This window comes from Streptomyces radiopugnans (assembly GCF_900110735.1).
GTDB lineage: Bacteria > Actinomycetota > Actinomycetes > Streptomycetales > Streptomycetaceae > Streptomyces > Streptomyces radiopugnans.
Genome location: NZ_FOET01000003.1, coordinates 207,436 through 225,019 on the forward strand (window position 1 = coordinate 207,436; position 17,584 = coordinate 225,019).

The 17,584-nt window shown below is 70.1% G+C and carries 15 protein-coding genes; 8 read left to right on the forward strand and 7 right to left on the reverse strand.

Annotated elements, in window-relative coordinates; genetic code table 11:
- Positions 1 to 88 precede the first annotated feature (88 nt).
- Entirely contained in the window at positions 89 to 1,570 is a 1,482-nt protein-coding gene (locus tag BMY40_RS08390) for a glycosyltransferase family 87 protein (RefSeq protein ID WP_093657153.1), read from the reverse strand.
- A gap of 216 nt (positions 1,571 to 1,786) precedes the next feature.
- Complete coding sequence (locus BMY40_RS08395) at positions 1,787 to 4,426, reverse strand: transglycosylase domain-containing protein (protein ID WP_093657155.1); 2,640 nt, start codon at positions 4,424 to 4,426, stop codon at positions 1,787 to 1,789.
- A 450-nt stretch (positions 4,427 to 4,876) separates the two neighbouring features.
- Between BMY40_RS08395 and BMY40_RS08400 the strand changes: the two genes are divergently transcribed.
- Together BMY40_RS08400 and BMY40_RS08405 are read left to right on the forward strand one after the other, a co-directional pair.
- Positions 4,877 to 5,488, forward strand: coding sequence for a PadR family transcriptional regulator (locus BMY40_RS08400; protein WP_093657156.1), 612 nt, complete (start codon positions 4,877 to 4,879; stop codon positions 5,486 to 5,488).
- 75 nt (positions 5,489 to 5,563) lie between these two features.
- Positions 5,564 to 6,646, forward strand: a complete 1,083-nt coding sequence (locus BMY40_RS08405) for an inositol-3-phosphate synthase (RefSeq protein ID WP_093657158.1) — start codon at positions 5,564 to 5,566, stop codon at positions 6,644 to 6,646.
- Between the two features lie 222 nt (positions 6,647 to 6,868).
- Here BMY40_RS08405 and BMY40_RS08410 read toward each other — a convergent pair whose 3' ends face one another.
- The 3 genes from BMY40_RS08410 to BMY40_RS08420 all read right to left on the reverse strand — a co-directional run bounded on the left by BMY40_RS08410 (position 6,869) and on the right by BMY40_RS08420 (position 9,569).
- Entirely contained in the window at positions 6,869 to 7,900 is a 1,032-nt protein-coding gene (locus BMY40_RS08410; RefSeq protein ID WP_093657160.1) for an alanine racemase, read from the reverse strand.
- Between the two features lie 92 nt (positions 7,901 to 7,992).
- Positions 7,993 to 9,111 carry a lipid II:glycine glycyltransferase FemX gene (locus BMY40_RS08415; RefSeq protein WP_093657162.1) on the reverse strand — a complete coding sequence of 373 codons (1,119 nt, stop codon included), beginning with the start codon at positions 9,109 to 9,111 and terminating at the stop codon, positions 7,993 to 7,995.
- A gap of 155 nt (positions 9,112 to 9,266) precedes the next feature.
- Positions 9,267 to 9,569: a hypothetical protein gene (locus BMY40_RS08420; RefSeq protein ID WP_093657164.1), complete on the reverse strand. Its 303-nt coding sequence runs from the start codon at positions 9,567 to 9,569 to the stop codon at positions 9,267 to 9,269.
- A gap of 387 nt (positions 9,570 to 9,956) precedes the next feature.
- On the opposite strand from BMY40_RS08420, the gene rpsF reads away from it, so the two are divergent.
- The 4 genes from rpsF (at position 9,957) to rplI (ending at position 11,694) form a co-directional block, all read left to right on the forward strand.
- Positions 9,957 to 10,247 (forward strand): 30S ribosomal protein S6, encoded by a 291-nt coding sequence (rpsF, locus tag BMY40_RS08425; RefSeq protein WP_093657167.1) that lies wholly within the window; start codon positions 9,957 to 9,959, stop codon positions 10,245 to 10,247.
- A gap of 110 nt (positions 10,248 to 10,357) precedes the next feature.
- The gene (locus tag BMY40_RS08430) at positions 10,358 to 10,921 is read left to right on the forward strand and encodes a single-stranded DNA-binding protein (protein ID WP_093657169.1); all 564 of its coding nucleotides are present in this window, start codon (positions 10,358 to 10,360) and stop codon (positions 10,919 to 10,921) included.
- A gap of 71 nt (positions 10,922 to 10,992) precedes the next feature.
- Entirely contained in the window at positions 10,993 to 11,229 is a 237-nt protein-coding gene (gene rpsR, locus BMY40_RS08435; RefSeq protein ID WP_027765513.1) for a 30S ribosomal protein S18, read from the forward strand.
- A gap of 18 nt (positions 11,230 to 11,247) precedes the next feature.
- Positions 11,248 to 11,694, forward strand: coding sequence for a 50S ribosomal protein L9 (rplI, locus tag BMY40_RS08440; protein WP_093657171.1), 447 nt, complete (start codon positions 11,248 to 11,250; stop codon positions 11,692 to 11,694).
- A 151-nt stretch (positions 11,695 to 11,845) separates the two neighbouring features.
- On the opposite strand, the gene BMY40_RS08445 is transcribed toward rplI, so the two are convergent.
- A complete protein-coding gene (locus BMY40_RS08445; RefSeq protein ID WP_093657173.1) occupies positions 11,846 to 13,192 on the reverse strand; it encodes an MATE family efflux transporter in 1,347 nt (448 codons plus the stop codon).
- 451 nt (positions 13,193 to 13,643) lie between these two features.
- On the opposite strand from BMY40_RS08445, the gene dnaB reads away from it, so the two are divergent.
- Entirely contained in the window at positions 13,644 to 16,352 is a 2,709-nt protein-coding gene (gene dnaB / locus BMY40_RS08450; RefSeq protein WP_093657175.1) for a replicative DNA helicase, read from the forward strand.
- Positions 16,353 to 16,423: 71 nt separating this feature from the next.
- Positions 16,424 to 17,101 (forward strand): helix-turn-helix domain-containing protein, encoded by a 678-nt coding sequence (locus BMY40_RS08455; RefSeq protein WP_342745064.1) that lies wholly within the window; start codon positions 16,424 to 16,426, stop codon positions 17,099 to 17,101.
- Here the strand turns inward: BMY40_RS08455 and BMY40_RS08460 are convergent.
- A complete protein-coding gene (locus BMY40_RS08460; RefSeq protein ID WP_093657179.1) occupies positions 17,071 to 17,538 on the reverse strand; it encodes a VOC family protein in 468 nt (155 codons plus the stop codon). The genes BMY40_RS08455 and BMY40_RS08460 overlap by 31 nt on opposite strands.
- Positions 17,539 to 17,584: the final 46 nt, after the last annotated feature.

Consider the following 17,584-nt stretch of genomic DNA (forward strand, 5'->3'; position numbering starts at 1 on the left):
ACTCGCCAGGCAGGGAGGCGCAGCGCCCTCGGGACACGATCGGTTCCAGCGGTGTTTCACGTGAAACACCGACCGGATCCGGTGGGCATCACTCACTTCCGGTGCGAGGCTCCCACCGCACCGTCTGCTCCTGAGAGGCGGGGAGAGCCGGGTGCCGGCCCTTTCGAGAGCCCAGAACGAAGACATCGGGCGCGCGGTCGAGGACACCCCCGGAGGGGTCGTCGGAGCCATCGAGGCGGACCACGTCGCGTTCCGGCAGGAGGATGTCGCGCACCACCACGGCACACAGATACAGCGTGCCCAGCAGATGGAGCATGATCGCGAACTGGTAGCCCTCGGTGGGCAGCCCATGGTGGTCGTCACCGCTGCCCGTGTAGGCCAGGTAGAACCAGATGCCGAGGTAGTACATCACCTCGCACGCCTGCCAGATCAGGAAGTCGCGCCAGCGCGGCCGGGCCAGGACGGCCAGCGGGACCAGCCACAGCACGTACTGCGGCGAGTAGACCTTGTTGGTCACGATGAACAGGGCGATCACGAGGAAGGCGAGCTGCGCGAAGCGCGGACGACGCGGCGCGCGCAGGGCGAGCAGGGCGATCGCCGCACAGCCCAGCAGTACCAGCAGCGTGGCATAGGTGTTGGCGTGCTCCAGCGGGTTGCCGGTGCGCTGCGAGATGATCAGCCAGAACGATCCGAAGTCGATGTTCCTTTCCTGGCTGAAGGTGTAGAACTTCCCCCAGCCCTCCGGGGCGAGCAGCATGAGGGGCAGGTTCACCGCCAGCCACGCGGCCACGGCCCCGCCCAGCGTCGTACCGAACGCCCTCCAGCGCCCTGCGCGCCAGCAGAGCACCAGCAGCGGTCCCAGCAGCAGGAACGGATAGAACTTGGCAGCGGTCGCGAGTCCCAGCAGCACCCCTGAGGCGAATGGGCGGCTGCGTGCCCACATCAGCATCGAGGCGGCGGTCAGGGACACCGCCAGCAGGTCCCAGTTGATCGTCGCGGTGAGCGCCAGGGCCGGGGCGAGCGCGACCAGCAGCGCGTCCCATGGGCGCCGCCGGTGTGTACGGGCGACACACACCACCAGGACGGCGGCGCAGGCCATCAGCATCCCGGCGTTGACCATCCAGTAGATCTGCTGCCGCTGCATCATCTCGCCGCCCTGCGGTGTGAGCCAGGACGCCACCTCCATGAACACCCCGGTCAGCACCGGGTACTCCAGATACTCCATCCCTCCGGAGATCTCCTGGGGGATGCGGTCGAAGTACGGCGTGAGGTCGGCGGCGAAGCCGCGGCCGGTGTAGAGGTGCGGGATGTCGGAGTAGCAGGCGTGCACATACTGGCTGGTCGCCCCGCGGAACCAGCCGCTCTCGTAACAGGGCAGCTTCTGCACCATGCCGAGTGCGAACATGCCCAGCATCACCAGCAGCACGACCCGTACCGGCGTCCACCAGGACCCTCCGGTCAGCGCGCGCCTGCCGATCGGCCCGCCGATCAGCTCGCTGCCCGCGGCGGCGATCTCGTCCTGGGCGGTAGGCCGTACCGGTGCCTGCTGCTCCTGGTGCGCGCTCGTCATGGGCCACATCCTGCCGTATGGCGGATCCGGGCATGCGGCACACGAGGCGGTGGGACGCCGGGCTCCGCCGACCCGACCGGCCCGACCGGCCGTGCCCGGGAAAGCCGGAAGCGGCGCCGTTTCCGACGCCGCTTCCCCAGGCCTCTCTCAGGCCTTCCTCAGCGTTCCCTCCCGCGGGAGTCCCGGCAGAGGGCGGTCACTGCCCCGAGAACTGCCTCAGGTGCCGTCCTGGCCCCAGATCCCGCCGTTGTTGCCGTTCCCGCCGTTGCCGTTCCCGCCGGTGTCGGTTCCTCCGGTGTCGGTTCCGCCGGTGTCCGTGCCTCCGGTGTCGGTTCCGCCGGTGTCCGTGCCCCCGGTGTCGGTTCCGCCGGTGTCCGTGCCCCCGGTGTCCGTGCCCCCGGTGTCGTCACAGAACCAGTCGTTGGGACGGCAGGTGTTCGACGGAGGACCGGACGGCGTCTCCTGGGACGGAGACGGCTCCGTGCTGGGCTCGGGCTCCTCGGTCTCCGACGGCGACGGCTCGGGCTCCTCGGTCTCCGACGGCGACGGCGTCGGAGACGGGACGCCGACCTGGTCGATCTTCTTGCCGATCGGGCCGGCCTCGGGGAAGTCCTTCGCCGGTACTCCCTTGAGGGCGCTCTTCATGTACGCCGTCCACACCTCGGTGGGCAGCCGGCCACCGTGGATGGATTCGAAGCCGCCCGTGCCGTTCATCGACAGCAGGGTGCCCTCGTCCGGGTCCGTGCGGAACAGCGTGACCGCGGTGGACAGCTGCGGTGTGTACCCCACCCACCAGGCGGACTTGTTCTTGTCGGTCGTACCGGTCTTGCCCGCCGCGGGACGGCCCAGCCCCTGGGCCCGGGTGCCCGTGCCGTGCGGCTTCTCGATGACGCCGCGCAGCACGTCGGTGATGTTGTCGGCGATGTCGGAGTCCATCGCCGTCTCCTTCTGGGGCTTCTCGAAGCCGGGCTTCTCCTCGCCGTTGTGCGCCACCCTCTTCACCGTGTAGGTGTCGACATGCGTCCCCGAGGCGGCGAAGGTCGCGTAGGAGTTGGCCATCTCGATGGCGCCCGGAGTGGAGGTGCCCAGCGCGAAGGACGGGTTGAGGTTCGGGTCGAAGCTGTCCTTCTCGATGCCCGCGCTCGCGGCCATGTTCCGGACCTTGTCCATGCCCACGTCCATGCCGAGCTGGACGAACGGCGTGTTGGCGGAGACCTCCATGGCCCGGCGCAGGGTGATGTAGCCGTGGTCCTTGTCGGCGTCGTTCACCTGGTAGAAGGGGTTGCCCTCCTTGTCCAGGTAGTCGCTGCCGTCCTGCTGCTTGACCTTCAGCTTGTTGTCGCCGTTGTACTCGCTGCTCGGCGCGATGCCCACGCCGTCGCTCCTGTAGGTGCCGTGCTCCATGGCCGCGGCCAGCACGAACGGCTTCCACGTCGAACCGACCGGGACACCGAGTGTGTCCGCGTTGTTGGTGAAGTGGCCCTTGTCGAAGCCCGGACCGCCGTAGATGGCGACGACCTTGCCGGTGCCGGGCTCCACCGAGGCGGCGCCGAACTGGACGAACTTGTCCGTCTCAGGGCTCCCCTCGGGGTCGATGTACTGCTTGGTGATCTTGTTGACCGCCTTCTCCATCGCGGCGGTCTTGTTCTTGTCGAAGGTCGTGTAGATCTGGTAGCCGCCCTTGTCGAACTGCTGCTTGTTGATGCCCAGGGTCTTCCTGACCTCGGCCTCGGCGAGGGCGGCCAGATAGCCGGTCTGCCCGTTGAGTCCGGCCTGGGCCTTGCGCGGAGCGATCTTGGGGAACTTGTACCCGTCCCGCTCGCTCTGGCTCATCAGCTTGAGCTCGACCTGCCGGTCCAGCACCCAGTTCCAGCGCTTCTCGGCGCGTTCGCGGTTCTCCTTGGGGGAGGAGTTGGGGCCCACACCGCCGGCCGGGTCGTACAGGTCGGCACCCTTGAGGACGGTGGCGAGCAGCGCGCTCTCCGCGGGCTTGAGGTCCTTGGCGTCCTTCTCGAAGTACGCCTGGGCGGCGGCCTGGAGACCGTGCGCACCACGTCCGTAGTAGCTGGTGTTGAGGTATCCCTGGAGGATGTCCCGCTTCTCCATCTGGGCGTTGACCTTGATGGAGATGAACAGCTCCCGCGCCTTGCGGGTGATGGTCTGGTCCTGGCTCAGGTAGGTGTTCTTGACGAACTGCTGGGTGATGGTCGAGCCGCCCTGGGTGTCACCGCCCGTGGCCATGTTGAACACCGCCCGGCCGATGCCGATCGGGTCGATGCCCTTGTCCTCCCAGAAGGTGGCGTTCTCGGCGGCGATGACCGCCTGCTGCATCGACTGAGGGACGTCTTCTATCTTGATGTTCTGCCGGTTGGTCTTGCCGGCCCTGGCCATGACCGTCTCGTCGGACCAGTAGTAGACGTTGTTCTGCTGGAGTGCCGCCTTGTTCTCGTTGGGCACCTCCACCATGGCCAGCGCCAGCCCGCCGAGGCCGATCAGCATCCCCATGAAGGCCAGGGCCAGGCCGGTGACCAGCTTCCAGGACGGCATCCAGCGCCGCCAGCCGTACTTGCCGGACCTGGGGTAGTCGATGAGGCGCTTCTTCTCGGGCTCGTAGCGTCCCCGCCCCCGGCCGACGACCGTGACGCCTCCGGCGGCGTCGGCCGCGCGGCGTCTGCCGCCCCCGGCGCGCTGCGCCGCGCGCCGCGCCTCGGCCCGGCCGCCGTGGGGGCGGTCCGAGGGCATGCCGTGGGAGCCGGCGGTGGAGCCATACGGCTGTGCGGCACGCCGACCGCCTGACGGCGGCTGTGCGGCGCGCCGGCCACGTGACTGCGGTGGCTTACGACGGTGCTCGCTCATGTGGAACAGCTACTCCTCGGGCAGGCGCTCGCGCCGGAAGGCGGCAGTGTACTTCCAGGTACTTCCAGTCCCCCGAAGTGCGGCCCGCCCACGTTCCCAGAACTGGCCGCACTGCACCCGGGACGAGGACGCGTCCGACGCCTCGTTGGTTCCCGGTCGCCTTCTGCACAGCGGACAGACTACGCAGACGCAAAAACCCCATCTCCGGCATTCAGGAGAAAGGGGGGCTACTGAGCTGTAGTGAAGGAGCGATGTGAAACCGCTCACTCTTCCCCGCGCCCATCCCCCCTTGTCGCGCCTCCGAAGGCGTTCTATCGTCGTCGCTATCGCTCCGATGTATCGACTCGATACATCGGCGAGAGACAATGGCACAGGACGACGGGGCACGAGCCCGAGGCGGCCGCCCGGGAACGGGCCGGCCGGCGGACACCGGCGGAAGGAGTGACGGCGATGGGCAGGCGCTCGGGAATCCTGGAGTTCGCCGTCCTCGGACTGCTCCGTGAGTCACCCATGCACGGTTACGAGCTGCGCAAACGGCTCAACACCTCGCTGGGCGTCTTCCGGGCCTTCAGCTACGGCTCCCTCTATCCCTGCCTGAAGACGCTGGTCCAGCGCGGATGGCTGGCGGAGGAGCCCGGCGACGAGCCCGAGGACTCCCTCGCGGCACCGCTCGCCGGCCGCCGGGCCAAGATCGTCTACCGGCTCACGGCCGAAGGGAAGGAGCGCTTCGAGGAACTCCTCTCCCAGACCGGGCCGGACACCTGGGAGGACGAGGGCTTCGGCGTTCGCTTCGCCTTCTTCGGCCAGACCTCGCGCGATGTGCGGATGCGGGTGCTGGAAGGCCGCCGCAGCCGCCTGGAGGAGCGCCTCGCCAAGATGCGCACCGCCCTGGCCCGCACCCGGGAGAGGCTGGACGACTACACCCTCGAGCTGCAGCGACACGGCATGGAGTCCGTGGAGCGCGAGGTCCGCTGGCTCAACGAACTCATCGAGAGCGAGCGGGCGGGGCGTGATCAGCACCGGGGGGAGACCCCGCCCGATCCGTCCGATGACACCGCGTGAAGGTCCGCACCGAGCGGGCCGGCACCAAGACCACCGTCGGAAACGACACGGAACAAACACAGGGAGCAACCGCCAATGGGTTCGGTTCGCGTAGCCATCGTCGGCGTGGGCAACTGCGCCGCCTCGCTGGTGCAGGGCGTCGAGTACTACAAGGACGCCGACCCGAAGAGCCGCGTGCCGGGTCTGATGCACGTGCAGTTCGGCGACTACCACATCTCGGACATCGAGTTCGTGGCCGCGTTCGACGTGGACGCCAAGAAGGTGGGCCTTGACCTCGCCGACGCCATCGGCGCCAGTGAGAACAACACCATCAAGATCTGCGACGTGCCCACCACCGGCGTGACCGTCCAGCGCGGCCACACCCTCGACGGCCTGGGCAAGTACTACCGCCAGACCATCGAGGAGTCGGCCGAGGAGCCGGTCGACGTCGTGCAGGTCCTCAGGGACCGCGAGGTCGACGTCCTGGTGTGCTACCTCCCGGTGGGTTCCGAGGACGCCGCGAAGTACTACGCGCAGTGCGCCATCGACGCCAAGGTCGCCTTCGTCAACGCCCTGCCGGTCTTCATCGCCGGCACCGAGGAGTGGGCGAACAAGTTCACCGAGGCCGGTGTCCCGATCGTCGGCGACGACATCAAGTCCCAGGTGGGCGCGACCATCACGCACCGCGTGCTGGCCAAGCTCTTCGAGGACCGCGGTGTCGTCCTCGACCGCACGATGCAGCTCAACGTCGGCGGCAACATGGACTTCAAGAACATGCTCGAGCGCGAGCGCCTGGAGTCCAAGAAGATCTCCAAGACCCAGGCCGTCACCTCCCAGATCCCCGACCGGGACCTGGGCGAGGACAACGTCCACATCGGCCCGTCGGACTACGTGGCCTGGCTGGACGACCGCAAGTGGGCCTACGTCCGCCTGGAGGGCCGCGCGTTCGGCGACGTCCCGCTGAACCTGGAGTACAAGCTGGAGGTCTGGGACTCCCCGAACTCCGCCGGTGTCATCATCGACGCCCTGCGCGCCGCGAAGATCGCCAAGGACCGCGGTGTCGGCGGCCCGATCCTCTCGGCCTCCTCCTACTTCATGAAGTCCCCGCCGGTCCAGTACTTCGACGACCAGGCCCGGGAGAACGTGGAGAAGTTCATCAACGGCGAGGTGGAGCGCTAGGAATCCTCCCGGAGAGCACCCGGTAGGCACCCGGCGGGTATCCGGGAGGCATCCGGGACACACCCGGGAGACACCGCGCCGGACGGCCGGGACGCATCCGGCAGCGCATCACGGCGAGGGGCCCGGACACGGTTTCGTGTCCGGGCCCCTCGCCGTGATGCGGCCGTCGTACGGCGCCGCGTACGGCCGGGCGGTCCGGAGCCCGCCGCCGCGCGTGTCCGCTCAGTTGTCGACCAGCCGGTCGTACTGCGTCGTCGTGTGCCGCAGGATCGCCGTCAGCTCGTCGCCCACCTTCGGCTCCGCGGCCTCCTCAGGCACGAACAGGATCGACACCTGCATGTGCGGCGGCTCCGCGAACCAGCGCTGCTTGCCGTCCCACACGAAGGGCGAGAGGTTGCGGTTCACCGTCGCCAGCCCGGCCCGCGCCACGCCCTTGGCCCGCGAGGTCATCCCGTGCATGGCCTTCGGCGCCTCCAGGCCCACCCCGTGCGAGGTGCCGCCGGCCACCACCACCAGCCAGCCGTCGCCCGGCGCCTTCTGCTGCCGGTAGCCGAAGCGGTCGCCCCTGATCACCCTTGTGACGTCCAGCACCGAGCCCCGGTACCGGGTCGCGTCGTGGTCGCCCAGCCACAGCCGCGTGCCGATCCGGGCCCGGAAGCGGGTCTGCGGGAACTGCTGCTGGAGCAGCGCGAACTCCTCCGGCTTCAGATGGCTGACGAACATCGTCTCCAGCGGCAGACGGGCCGCCCGCAGCAGGTCCATCCAGCCGATGACCTCGTCGACCGCGTCCGTGCCGTCGGTGCGGTCCAGCGGCAGGTGGATCGCGAAGCCCTCCAGCCGCACGTCCTCGATCGAGGCGCGCAGCTTGCCCAGGTCCTCCTCCATCACCCCGTGCCGCTTCATCGAGCTCATCACCTCGATGACGACACGGGCTCCGACCAGCGCGTTCACCCCGTCGACCGAGGAGACCGTGCGGATCGCCCGGTCCGGAAGCGGCACCGGCTCCTCACCGCGGCGGAACGGGGTGAGCACCAGCAGGTCCCCGCTGAACCAGTCCTTCATCCGGGCGGCCTCGTACGTCGTGCCCACGGCGATGACGTCCGAGCCGAAGCGGGTCACCTCCTCGGCCAGCCGCTCGTGGCCGAAGCCGTACCCGTTGCCCTTGCAGACCGGGACCAGTCCCGGGAACTGCCGGAGCACCGTCTGCTGGTGCGCCCGCCAGCGTTCGGTGTCGACGTAGAGGGAGAGCGCCATGGCCGTACGGAACCTTTCTCATCGGTCCCGGCGTGCGCCGGCGGGCCGTCTTCCGTCCCGCCGGTCTCGCCGGACGTGCGTGGAGCAGGGCGTCAGCGGCGCGACATGTAGATGTCGAGCGCCTTGTGCAGCAGCTTATTGAGCGGAAAGTCCCACTCGCCGAGGTACTCGGCGGCCTGGCCGCCGGTGCCCACCTTGAACTGGATCAGGCCGAAGAGGTGGTCGGAGTCGTCCAGGGAGTCGCTGATGCCGCGCAGGTCGTACACGCTCGCCCCGAGCGCGTACGCGTCCTGCAGCATCCGCCACTGCATGGCGTTCGAGGGGCGCACCTCGCGCTTGTGGTTGGCCGAGGCGCCGTAGGAGTACCACACGTGCCCGCCCACGATCAGCATGGTCGCCGCGGCCACCGCCTCGCCCTCGTGCTTGGCGAAGTACAGCCGCATCCGGTTGGGGTCCTCGGAGTTCAGCGCCTTCCACATCCGCTGGAAGTAGCCCAGGGGGCGCGGCCGGAAGCGGTCGCGCTCGGCCGTCACCTCGTACAGCTCCTGCCACACCGGCAGGTCGTCGTAGCCGCCCTGCACGACCTCGACGCCGGCCTTCTCGGCCTTCTTGATGTTGCGCCGCCACAGCTGGTTGAAGCCCTTGTGCACCTCGTCCAGCGAGCGGTTCTCCAGCGGCACCTGGAAGACGTAGCGCGGCTGGACGTCGCCGAAGCCGGCGCCGCCGTCCTCGCCCTGCTGCCAGCCCATCCGCCGCAGCCGGTCGGCCACCTCGAAGGCCCGCGGCTCGATGTGGGTGGCCTCGACGTCGCGCAGCCGCTTCACGTCCGGGTTCTGGATGCCGGCCTTGATCGCGGAGGCGTCCCAGCGCCGGATCACCACGGGCGGGCCCATCTTCACCGAGAACGCGCCCTTGGCCTTCAGATGCGCCAGCATCGGGCGCAGCCACTCCTCCAGGTTCGGCGCGAACCAGTTGATCACCGGCCCCTCGGGCAGGTAGGCCAGATAGCGTTTGACCTTCGGCAGCTGGCGGTACAGCACCAGGCCCACCCCGACCAGTTCGCCGCTCGCGTCGAACCAGCCCAGGTTCTCCGCGCCCCACTCGGCCTTCACGTCCGCCCACGCGGGGACCTGCATGTGGCTGGCCGATGGCAGGCTCCGGATATACGCCAGGTGCTGCTCGCGACTGATCGTCCTCAGGGTCAGGCTCATTACGGGGCGCTCCTCCGGCGTACTTCGCAGGGTCTGGCCGGAAGCCTACTGCGCAGGCACGCACCCCGGACGTGCCAGTACGGGGCCGTGGCGAGCCGGGGCGGGGCCCGCCGCGCCCCGGCTCGCCCGCCGCGCCCCGCCGGGTGGGCGGGAGGTCAGCCGAACAGCCCGCCGTTCGACATCCCCAGGTAGAAGCCGACCGCCGCCGCTCCCATGCTGACGACCAGCGCGAACCGCTCGCCGGTGGTCGCGGAGATCATCTGCCCCCAGCCGCCGGACACGATCCCCAGCAGCCCGGCCCAGGACGCGAGCAGGCTGAGACCGGGGAAGAAGCCGGTGACGAACGCGACCACGCCGAGCACCGCGGTCACGGCGACGAACCGGTTCTCGACCGGGTGCCGCCGGCCGTCGGTGTTGAGGAGGGAGGAGACCGGGCTCCTCCGTACCGCCTGTGCCATGGGGAACCTCCTGCGGGACCTTCCGGACCGGCGGGTCTGCGAGCTGCGGTGGCCCTTCCGGGGCCGCTCGGCCCGTCAGCTCCTCCGGACAGGGCGGACGAGCCGCATCCGCCGGACTTGCGAGGGTGCGGCGGGTGACGCGTATCACGCCCCCTGTGTCCAGATTGCGGCGAGCGGGCGCCGGATTTCAACCCGAGTGGCGGTGCGGGTACTCTGTACCGTCTGCGCGGTGTCTGCCCCGGCGGCGACCGGATCCGGGAACGGACCGGGGACTTTCCGGGGAACGGACCGGGACTGTCAGTGCCGGCCGATACCGTTGCTCACGCATCACGACCCTCCTGCCACGGAACGACCGTGGCCGCCGAGTCCAGAGGAGGTGGGTTCCACATGCGTCACTACGAGGTGATGGTCATCCTCGACCCCGATCTCGAGGAGCGCGCTGTCTCCCCGCTGATCGAGAGCTTCCTTTCCGTCGTCCGCGAGGGCGAGGGGAAGGTCGAGAAGGTCGACACCTGGGGCCGTCGTCGTCTCTCGTACGAGATCAAGAAGAAGCCCGAGGGCATCTACTCGGTCATCGACCTGCGGGCCGAGCCCGCGGTCGTCAAGGAACTCGACCGTCAGATGAACCTGAACGAGTCGGTTCTGCGGACCAAGGTCCTCCGCCCCGAGACCCACTGAGCGCTCCCGCTCAGCGGATCGCAGGGAACCGGTAGCGCCTCCGGCACTCCGGAAGCACCGGCACCACAGCATCACCAGCAGCCAGCAGCACCCCGCCGAGAGGTTCACCCATGGCAGGCGAGACCGTCATCACGGTCGTCGGCAATCTGGTCGACGACCCCGAGCTGCGCTTCACCCCCTCCGGTGCGGCGGTCGCGAAGTTCCGCGTCGCGTCCACCCCCCGCACCTTCGACCGCCAGACCAACGAGTGGAAGGACGGCGAGAGCCTGTTCCTGACCTGCTCGGTGTGGCGGCAGGCGGCGGAGAACGTCGCCGAGTCCCTCACCCGGGGCACCCGCGTCATCGTGCAGGGCCGCCTCAAGCAGCGCTCTTACGAGGACCGCGAGGGCATCAAGCGCACGGTCTACGAGCTGGACGTCGACGAGGTCGGCGCCAGCCTGCGCAACGCCACGGCCAAGGTCACCAAGACCACCGGCCGCGGTGGCGGCCAGCAGGGCGGCGGCGGTGGCGGCTGGGGCGGCCCCGGCGGCGGCCAGCAGGGCGGCGGCGCACCCGCGGGCGACCCGTGGGCGACCGGCGCTCCGGCCGGCGGCCAGCAGGGCGGCGGCGGTGGCGGCTGGGGCGGTGGCTCCGGCGGTTCCGGCGGCGGCTACTCGGACGAGCCCCCCTTCTGAGGCACCCCCAGGGGTTCCGGGAAGGGCTGCGCTCACAGGCACAGACTTCTTGAACCAAACGGAGAGAGACAATGGCGAAGCCGCCTGCTCGCAAGCCGAAGAAGAAGGTTTGCGTGTTCTGCAAGGAAAAGATCAAGTACGTCGACTACAAGGACACGAACCTGCTGCGGAAGTTCATCTCCGACCGCGGCAAGATCCGTGCCCGTCGCGTCACCGGCAACTGCACCCAGCACCAGCGTGACGTCGCCACGGCCGTGAAGAACAGCCGTGAGATGGCGCTGCTGCCCTACACCTCGACCGCTCGATAAGGGAAGGATGACCGACTCATGAAGATCATCCTGACCAACGAGGTCTCGGGTCTCGGCAACGCCGGCGACATCGTCGAGGTGAAGGACGGGTACGCCCGCAACTACCTGCTCCCCCGCGGATTCGCCATCCGCTGGACCAAGGGCGGGGAGAAGGACGTCGAGCAGATCCGCCGCGCCCGCAAGATCCGCGAGATCGCCACGATCGAGCAGGCCAACGAGATCAAGGGCAAGCTGGAGGGCGTCACCGTGCGCCTGAAGGTCCGCGCCGGCGACCAGGGCCGCCTGTTCGGCTCCGTCACCCCGGCCGACGTCGCCTCGGCGGTGAAGGCCGCGGGCGGTCCGGACGTGGACAAGCGCCGCATCGAGCTGGACACCCCGATCAAGACCCTGGGCTCGCACCGGGTCTCGGTGCGTCTGCACCCCGAGGTCGTCGCCAAGATCGGCGTCGAGGTCGGCGCCGCCTGACGGCGCCCGCGACCGTACGGCCCCGGCCGTACGGCGGCGGCGCACAGCCGGCGTACGGCCGGTACGCAGCCGTTGAACAGGGCCGCGGTCCCCGCGAGGGGGCCGCGGCCCTGCACCGTGTCCGGTGGAGCCGCCGGACACGGCGTGCCCCTCAGGCGCGCACCGCTCCGGTGACGACCCAGCGGCCCGAACGGGCCCGCAGCCACAGGGTGACCAGCCGCATCCCCATCATCAGTCCGGCGACCGCCCACCACAGCGCGGTCAGGCCTCCGCCCAGCGCCGGGACCGCCAGCGCCGCCGGGGCGAACACCACCAGCGTCGCCAGCGCCGCCCACGCCAGGTACGGTCCGTCGCCGGCGCCCATCAGCACCCCGTCCAGTACGAAGACCACCCCCGCGACCGGCGAGGTCACCGCCACCACCAGCAGCGCGGGCGTCAGCCGGTCGTGCACGGCGGTGTCCGGTGTGAACAGCGGCAGCAGCAGCGGGCGCGCCGCGACCACCAGCACCCCCAGCGCCACCCCGGAGGCGGCTCCCCACTGCACCATCCGCCGGCACGCGGCCCGTGCCCCCGCCGCGTCCCCCGCGCCCAGGTAACGGCCGATGATCGCCTGTCCGGCGATGGCGATGGCGTCCAGGGCGAAGGCCAGCAGCGACCAGACGGTCAGCGTGATCTGGTGCGCGGCCACCTCTACGTCCCCCAGTCGCGCCGCGACGGCGGTCGCCAGCACCAGCACGGCGCGCAGCGACAGGGTGCGGACCAGCAGCGGCGCCCCGGCCCGGCCGCTGGCCCGGATCCCGGCGGCGTCCGGCCGCAGCGAGGCCCCGTGCCGCCGGGCGCCCCTGACCACCACCACCAGGTAGACGGCCGCCATCGCGCACTGTGCGATCACCGTGCCCCAGGCCGAGCCGGCGATGCCCAGCCCGGCCCCGTGGACCAGGGCGAAGTTGAGCACGACGTTGACGGAGAAGCCGCCGACGGCCACGTACAGCGGGGTCCGGGTGTCCTGCAGTCCGCGCAGCACACCGGTGGCGGCCAGGACCATGAGCATCGCCGGGATGCCCAGCGCGCTGATCCGCAGATACGTCACCGCGTGCGGCGCCGCGGTAGCGGACGTTCCGAACAGGTCGACGAGCGCGGGCGCGGTGGGCAGCACGGCGGCCACCACCGCCGCGCCGAGCAGCAGCGCCAGCCAGATCCCGTCCATGCCCTGCCGGATGGCGGCGGGCAGGTCGCCGGCCCCGACGCGGCGCGCGACGGCGGCGGTGGTGGCGTAGGCGAGGAAGACGAAGACGTTCACCCCGGTCGTCAGCAGGGTGGCCGCGACGCCGAGTCCGGCGAGCTGGGGGGTGCCCAGATGACCCACGATCGCGCTGTCGGCCATGACGAACAGCGGCTCCGCGACGAGTGCCCCGGAGGCGGGGAGCGCCAGCGCGATGATCTCGCGGTCGTGGCGGCGGGCCGCGGTGCGTCCGGCGGGCGGGGGAGCGGGTGTCATGATCCGATCCAAACATCCACAAGTAATAGTTGCAATAGATGTGTGACCATTACCATTCCTCACCTGGGGTGAGATCCTCTGCGCCGTTTGTCGTGATCTTGGCGCGAGTCGCTAAGTTTTTCTCCTGCACAGCCGGTGGATGGGAAAACAGCAGGTCATCCCCTGTGTAAAAGTCGGTCGCCCGACTTCTCCACAGGGCTGTCCCCCGCCCCGTGCACAGGATTAGCCGAGTTCTCCACAGGATGCGGTCGTTCATCCACACGCCCTGTGGATAACTGGATTGGCTGGAGGCTCCCGTAGCCCTACCGTTGTCCGGCGCCCGCCCGCTGTTCCCCTCTTCTTCGCCCGGTCCGCAGCCGTGCCGCGACCGGAGAGCGGGCGAGCCCAGTGTCAGAGCCGTGCCGTAGGAAAGAGGGGCGCGGGTCGTGAGGAACGGGAGGGAGGTGGCGGGGTGACGCAGTCCGAACACGTCGACAGCCCGGCACCCGGATACGCCACCGGGGTCCCGGGCCCGGGAGACCACCTCCCCGTCTCCCGCCGCAGCCGTGACGCGGCCGCGGACGGCGAGCGCCACGACCGCGGCGCCGACACCTGGCCCTCGGGCCCGGTGGGCGGCTTCGACCGCGTCCCCCCGCAGGACCTCGACGCCGAGAAGTCCGTCCTGGGCGGCATGCTGCTGTCCAAGGACGCCATCGCGGACGTGGTGGAGACCCTCCAGGGCCAGGACTTCTACCGTCCGGCCCACGAGACGATCTACCAGGCCGTCCTCGACCTCTACGCCAAGGGCGAGCCGGCCGACCCCATCACCGTCGCCGCCGAACTGACCAGACGCGGCGAGATCGCCAAGGTCGGCGGCCCCGGCTACCTGCACTCCCTGGTCCAGGCCGTCCCCACCGCGGCCAACGCCCAGTACTACGCGGAGATCGTCCACGAACGGGCCGTCCTGCGCCGCCTGGTCGAGGCGGGCACCCGCATCACGCAGATGGGGTACGCGGCCGACGGCGACGTGGACGAGATCGTCAACTCGGCCCAGGCGGAGATCTACGCCGTCACCGAGCAGCGCACCTCGGAGGACTACCTCCCGCTCGCCGACATCATGGAGGGCGCGCTCGACGAGATCGAGGCGATCGGCTCGCGCAGCGGCCAGATGTCGGGCGTGCCGACGGGCTTCACCGACCTGGACTCGCTGACCAACGGCCTCCACCCGGGCCAGATGATCGTCATCGCGGCCAGGCCCGCGATGGGGAAGGCGTTGGCGCTCGATACCCCGCTGCCCACCCCTGACGGGTGGACCACGATGGGCGACGTCCGCGAAGGGGAGGAGCTCCTCGACGCCGACGGGCGCCCCACCCGCGTAGTCGCCGCGACCGACGTCATGCACGGCCGCCCGTGCTACCGAATCACCTTCGATGACGGAACCACGGTTGTCGCGGATGCCGAGCACCAGTGGCTCACCGACACCCGCTCCTCCCGGCGCTACGCCCACCGAGCCGCGACGGTGAAGACCACGAAGGAGATCGCGGAGACGGTACGGTGCCTGACCGCCGACCGGCGCACGAACCACTCCGTGCGCAACACCGCTCCGCTTGACCTGCCCGAACGGGCGCTCCCGATCCCGCCCTACACCCTGGGCGTCTGGCTCGGAGACGGCTCAAGCACCGCCGCACGCCTGACCACCGTGGACCCTGAGATCTTGGAGTACGTTCAGAAGGACGGCATCACTATCCGCCCGGTCGGCAACACGGAAGTCACCTATGCTCTGTCTCTGACAGTGGACGCACCGGAACGCCTCAAGCAGTCCTGCGCCGTGTGCGGCATGGAGTTCGTCCCCAGGCTGGCGCATGTCCGTACCTGCGGCCGATCCTGCGGTGGCCGGGCGCGTGCCGCTTCCGCCCCGGTTCCACATGCCACCTGCGTCGACTGCGGGACCACGTGCTTCTCTCCCTTCACCGAGCCCCGGTGCGCCCCGTGCACCAGGCGGCACGGCAGCTTCCTCGTCCTTCTCCGAGAGCTGGGCGTGCTGGGGAACAAGCACATTCCCACCGAGTACCTGCGAGGGTCCATCGCCCAGCGGAGAGCACTGCTGGCGGGGCTTCTCGACACCGACGGCACCGTCTCCCGCACCGGCTCCGTGCAGTTCGCCGTCACCAACCACGCTCTCGCCGAAGGGTTCCGGGAGCTGGTCATGAGCCTCGGGTACCGGTGCGGGATGGTGACCAAGCGCGTCAAGGGCAGATCGGAGGAGTCCTTGACCTACTACACGGTCACCTTCACCACCGACGACGAGGTGTTCCGGCTGGGCCGCAAGAAGCAGGCGCACCGGGACCGCCTCCGCCCGTCCACGCCGAAGCTGGGGCAGCGGTTCATCACGAGTGTGGAGGAGATCGAATCCGTTCCGGTGCGGTGCGTCCAGGTCGACAACCCGGCCCACCTGTACCTGTGCAGCCGGTCCATGGTCCCCACGCATAACAGCACCCTGGCGCTGGATTTCGCCCGGGCCTGCTCGATCAGGAACAACCTGCCCAGCGTGATCTTCTCGCTGGAGATGGGCCGCAACGAGATCGCGATGCGCCTGCTGTCCGCCGAGGCGCGGGTGGCGCTGCACCACATGCGGTCGGGCAGCATGACGGACGAGGACTGGAACCGGCTGGCGCGCCAGATGCCCGAGGTCACGGGCGCACCGCTGTACATCGACGACTCGCCGAACCTGACGATGATGGAGATCCGCGCCAAGTGCCGCCGCCTGAAGCAGCGCAACGATCTGCGGCTGGTCGTCATCGACTACCTCCAGCTGATGCAGTCGGGCGGCTCACGCCGTCCCGAGAGCCGTCAGCAGGAGGTCTCGGAGATGTCCCGGAACCTCAAGCTGCTGGCCAAGGAGCTGGAGGTTCCGGTGATCGCGCTCTCCCAGCTCAACCGAGGCCCCGAGCAGCGCACCGACAAGAAGCCGATGGTCTCGGACCTCCGTGAATCGGGCTCGATCGAGCAGGACGCGGACATGGTCATCCTGCTGCACCGCGAGGACGCCTACGAGAAGGAGTCGCCGCGGGCGGGCGAGGCGGACCTGATCGTGGCCAAGCACCGCAACGGCCCGACGGCGACGATCACGGTGGCCTTCCAGGGCCACTACTCGCGCTTCGTGGACATGGCCCAGACCTGATGTCCGGGCCGCCGCCGGGCAGCGCACGGTGGGAGGCTGGAGAGGTGTACGAGGAGCGGGGATCGCGGCGAGTGGCCGGCACGGTGGTGTGGCGCCGGGAGGCCCTTGCGCACCCCCACCGGGTGCGGGTGCTGCCGGACGGCTGCATGGACCTGATCTGGACGGGCGGCGGGCTGCTGGTGGCCGGTCCGGACACCGGAGCCCACCTGACCGACGACCCGCCGGGGACCGGCTGTGTGGGGCTGCGGTTCCCGCCCGGCACCGGGCCGCGCGTCCTGGGCGTGCCGGCGTGCGAGCTGCGTGACGCGCGGGTGCCGCTGGAGGCGCTCTGGCCGGGGCGCGAGGCGCGGGAGCTGGCCGAGCGTGTGGCCGGGGCGCGGGACGGGGCGGCGGTGCTGGAGGAGGCGGCCGCGGTGCGGCTGCGCCGGGCGCCGGACGATCCGTCGGCGGTGACGGCGGTGACGGCGGTGGCGACCGGGTTGCGGGACGGCGTGAGCGTGGCCGAGGTGGCGCGCGGGGTGGGGCTGAGCGAACGGCAGCTCCACCGCCGCTCACTGACGGCCTTCGGATACGGCCCCAAGACCCTGGCCCGGGTGCTGCGGTTCCGGCGCGCTCTGCGCCTGGTCCGCGGCGGCGTGCCGCCGGCGTCGGCCGCGGCCGACGCCGGGTACGCGGACCAGGCCCACCTGTCGCGCGAGGTCAGGGCGTTGGCCGGGGTTCAGCTCTCGGTGCTGCTGTCGGAGCGCTGATCGCCGGAGGGCCGGCCACCGGAGGGCTGATCGCCGGGCGCGCCGTCCCGCAGCGGGGCGAAGAGGGCGACCGCGTTGCCGTCGGGGTCGAGGACGGCGGCGTACCGCTGGCCCCAGAAGGCGTCCCAGGGCTCCTTGTGCCCGGTGTGGCCGGCCCGCGTCAGCTCGGCGTACTGCCGGTCGACGTCGGCCGGACCGTCGCAGGCGAAGGCGAGTTCGACGCGGCTGCCGCCGCTCGGTGGAGTCCAGCCGGGGTCGAAGGACCGGATGGTTTCGACGGTGTCCCAGGCGATGCGCAGCCCACCGGGCAGCGGGACCTCCACATGGGGCTGCCCGTCTGCGTCGGCGGGGATGTCGAGGCCGAGGAGGCGGTAGAACGCGAGCGAGGCGGCCATGTCGGAGGTGACAAGGCCGAAGAGATCGATACGGGGTGCCATGCGGCCACGTTAGGGCGGCTCCGGGCCGGAGGTCTTGAAGGAATCG

Coding starts and splice junctions, on each gene's coding strand:
- BMY40_RS08390 (WP_093657153.1), bottom strand. CDS start 1,570: ATGACGAGCGCGCACCAGGAGCAGCAGGCACCGGTACGGCCTACCGCC.
- BMY40_RS08395 (WP_093657155.1), bottom strand. CDS start 4,426: ATGAGCGAGCACCGTCGTAAGCCACCGCAGTCACGTGGCCGGCGCGCC.
- BMY40_RS08400 (WP_093657156.1), top strand. CDS start 4,877: ATGGGCAGGCGCTCGGGAATCCTGGAGTTCGCCGTCCTCGGACTGCTC.
- BMY40_RS08405 (WP_093657158.1), top strand. CDS start 5,564: ATGGGTTCGGTTCGCGTAGCCATCGTCGGCGTGGGCAACTGCGCCGCC.
- BMY40_RS08410 (WP_093657160.1), bottom strand. CDS start 7,900: ATGGCGCTCTCCCTCTACGTCGACACCGAACGCTGGCGGGCGCACCAG.
- BMY40_RS08415 (WP_093657162.1), bottom strand. CDS start 9,111: ATGAGCCTGACCCTGAGGACGATCAGTCGCGAGCAGCACCTGGCGTAT.
- BMY40_RS08420 (WP_093657164.1), bottom strand. CDS start 9,569: ATGGCACAGGCGGTACGGAGGAGCCCGGTCTCCTCCCTCCTCAACACC.
- rpsF (WP_093657167.1), top strand. CDS start 9,957: ATGCGTCACTACGAGGTGATGGTCATCCTCGACCCCGATCTCGAGGAG.
- BMY40_RS08430 (WP_093657169.1), top strand. CDS start 10,358: ATGGCAGGCGAGACCGTCATCACGGTCGTCGGCAATCTGGTCGACGAC.
- rpsR (WP_027765513.1), top strand. CDS start 10,993: ATGGCGAAGCCGCCTGCTCGCAAGCCGAAGAAGAAGGTTTGCGTGTTC.
- rplI (WP_093657171.1), top strand. CDS start 11,248: ATGAAGATCATCCTGACCAACGAGGTCTCGGGTCTCGGCAACGCCGGC.
- BMY40_RS08445 (WP_093657173.1), bottom strand. CDS start 13,192: ATGACACCCGCTCCCCCGCCCGCCGGACGCACCGCGGCCCGCCGCCAC.
- BMY40_RS08460 (WP_093657179.1), bottom strand. CDS start 17,538: ATGGCACCCCGTATCGATCTCTTCGGCCTTGTCACCTCCGACATGGCC.